This window comes from Vibrio genomosp. F10 str. 9ZD137, from assembly GCF_049974785.1.
GTDB lineage: Bacteria > Pseudomonadota > Gammaproteobacteria > Enterobacterales > Vibrionaceae > Vibrio.
In genome coordinates this window covers 1-3,055 of the sequence record NZ_JBNGCJ010000862.1, presented here as the reverse complement: position 1 = coordinate 3,055, position 3,055 = coordinate 1, and the positions used below count along the sequence as shown (strand labels likewise).

At 43.3% G+C, this 3,055-nt stretch carries 2 protein-coding genes; one reads left to right on the top strand and one right to left on the bottom strand.

Annotation, left to right across the window (positions count from 1 at the left end; translation table 11 throughout):
• A partial coding sequence (locus tag ACP45E_RS19370; RefSeq protein WP_241824349.1) for a phospholipase D-like domain-containing protein occupies nt 1–920 on the top strand: 920 nt, incomplete at its 5' end.
• Between the two features lie 58 nt (nt 921–978).
• On the opposite strand, the gene ACP45E_RS19365 is transcribed toward ACP45E_RS19370, so the two are convergent.
• Nucleotides 979–2,685, bottom strand: coding sequence for an autotransporter assembly complex protein TamA (locus ACP45E_RS19365; RefSeq protein ID WP_017037947.1), 1,707 nt, complete (start codon nt 2,683–2,685; stop codon nt 979–981).
• Nucleotides 2,686–3,055 lie beyond the last annotated feature (370 nt).

The following is a 3,055-nucleotide window of genomic DNA, read 5'->3' as shown; positions in this document are numbered from 1 at the left end:
AACCGCTCTTCCGATCTCGCAAAGCCAACTTCTTTGATATGGATGTGTTGTTTAAAGGCAGCATCATTCAAGCGTTCGATCAAAACTACCAACAGCTTTGGAACAGCAAGCATGTCACACCAATAGAAAATATCGTTAAAGTAAACCCAAACTATTCCGCGTTTGCTAAAGCGGTCAATAAAGGGGAGAAAGACAAAAACATCATTCTGGCTGAAGTTGAAAAACAGGTTAAACAACTGACTAGTCCCGACTTGATCACTGCGCAAGTCACCCCCGTTTTCGACTCATTAAACAAGTTAGCAAACAACAAACCCTACTTTAGAAAGCGGGCAGAGCACCAAGTTTGGCAACAACTAGCTACCGCGAACAAAGCCGTAATATCAACGCCTTACGTGGTACCGAGTGATGGTAAATTTGCCTTTATTGATACCTTGATGGAGCAAAAAGCGGACATCACGTTAATGACGAATTCGTCTGCTTCTAATGATTCTGGCTTTATTCCGGCTTATTACGAGGAGCACCGTCAAACCCTGTTGGATAAGGGCGTTCATATACTTGAGTACAAAAACCAAGCGAAAAATGATGACCATTACTTCCATTCGGATACTTATTATCACAACAAGACGGTGATACTCGATGATCGGCTAACTTATATCGGCTCATCAAACTTCGACCCAAGATCGGATTTCCTCAATGTGGAACTTGGTGTGTTGATCCAAAGCGAAGCCTTTGCAGAACATGTCATGCACTACTTAACCCGACAACAAGATGAACTGTTTTGGCAAGTATCTCGAGATGGACAAGGCCAAACTCAGTGGCAATCAATGAATGAAACCCATACTAAGAATCCAAACTATGGTGGATGGCATAAAGCGCCTAACTGGATATTCAAGCAACTGAATGGTGAGTTCGAACTCTGAACAATCAAGCCTTAAAAAGGCTCTCTATCTGCAAGGGTGAGAGCCTTTTTAATGCCCGCTAAAACTGCGTACCTAGTGAGAAGTGAATGCGAAATTGGTCTCCATGTGGCGCATCAAATCCGTAAGCAAAATCCACTTTGACGGGCACGTATTCTGAATTCCATATCAAACTCAACCCTGTACCACTTTTCCAATCCACCTTATCATTGAAGGCATCACCTACATCGTAAAATGCACCAAGCCATAGTTGATGGTAGACCTGATATTGATATTCCAAGCCAGCGGTGAACAGGTAACGGGCACCCGTTAAATCGCCATTTTCATCTCTCGGAGAGATTGACTCATAGCCATAACCGCGAAGGTTGCCATCACCACCCGCAAAGAAACGTAATGATGATGGGATATCGCTCAAAGCCTCAGCCACGTTGATGCCGACATTAGAACGAAAGTGAAACTTGTGTTTTTCGCTGATATCCCAAGACAGCATACTGTTGCCTTCAATACGCAGCAAACGAGAATCTGAGAAAAAGTTCGGATCCGAGTATTCCAATGAGTAAACGTGACGGTGTTTTACTTCTAATTGATCATTCTTGCGATCAAGCGATGAAAACGTCACCCCCGGCAATAGCATCCGTGAGTCGTTATTTTCCGACGCTTGTTGATAACTCTCTTGCAAGTAACGAACGTGCATGGTGCTTTTCCAATCACTGTCTAACCGCCAGTGCTTTTCAAACGACAAATCATTGGAAAAACTCGACGTATCTCGATAGTCGACATGTTTAGATTCAAACTGAATACCGTAGTAATCAGTCAGGACATTTTGGGTCGGAATTTTGTAGCCAAGCAATAGCGACTGTTCCGGTTTTGAAGCGTACGCTTGTGCCTCAAAACTATGTCCACGTGTGTTATACCAAGGTTTATTCCAATTCAGCGAAGCACGTAATCCCAAGTCTGTCGAATACCCACCGCCGACTTGCACGATATTGCGTGAGCTTGGCTCTGCGAGCACTTCTATCGGCACCTCTTGGCCATCGGATATCTCTTCGAAATCCGCTTTCACAATCACACTACGAAACCAATCAGTGCCGGAGAGGTCGGCCTGATATTGACTCAGTTTCACGGTGTCAAAATCGTCACCCTGCTCAAACGTTCGCATCACTTCTATTCGAGCTGGCTCAATACCCGACGTTGGTACCGATAACGCACCAAACTGGTAACGAGAACCACTCGAGAAATGTAGGTTCACATTTGCTTGATTCATGCTCGGGATGACTTCCAAAGACGATTCGATAAAGCGCCCATCCAAGTAACCTTTTTTCTGGGCTAATGAAGTCAAGTTTCGTTTTAGCGTATCGTACTCAGAATGCAGTAGCGGCCGCCCTTGTTTAAGCTGGGCTTGATTGACTAACTCGAGGAAATCTTCATCGTTTGAGGCTTCACCAGACACGACGATATTAGATTTTGCTACCAACACGACCTCACCAAGTTCCACATCTAATACAATGAGATCGTTCGGCTCTCTCTGAACACTGAACTTAGAATGGTAGTAGCCATAAGGATTCAATGCTGACCTAACCAACTTATTGAGCTGACTTACGGGAATGTCATTGGCTGAAGTATCAGCTAACGGCATGAGGTGATATTCCAGATTCCTCTCTAGCGGTTTGGATAAACCTTGAATAGTAAATTCTGCAGCCAATACGTCACCAAAAGGTATGAAGGCGAATACAGAAATTCCAACGAGTTTTTGGACGAGAGAAGCCACAAATCTGCCTTAGTGGGTTTGACACCCAACTAGGCTAATCGCACTCAAGAAATCACGTTAATCGTGTATGTAGGATGGACTCCTACAAATTTAGATATATTGCTTAAAAGTCACGTAGGAGCTACACCAGTCTTTAAATCTATTCCATTGTTCAACATGAAAAAACTCAAATAAACCTGAAAAAACATTAATTTACCAATATATAAGAATCAAAGACTCTACGAAAGCATTACAAAATTTTAGGCCATGACAATACGTGAAAAGTGATATGGGAAGCCGCGCAAAATTAGAAAGGGGCAAAGGTGATTTAGGTAATCGAGAAGAATTTCTTCCTAGTTTCCAGCTAGAAATGGGGTCATCTCAGAAAGGG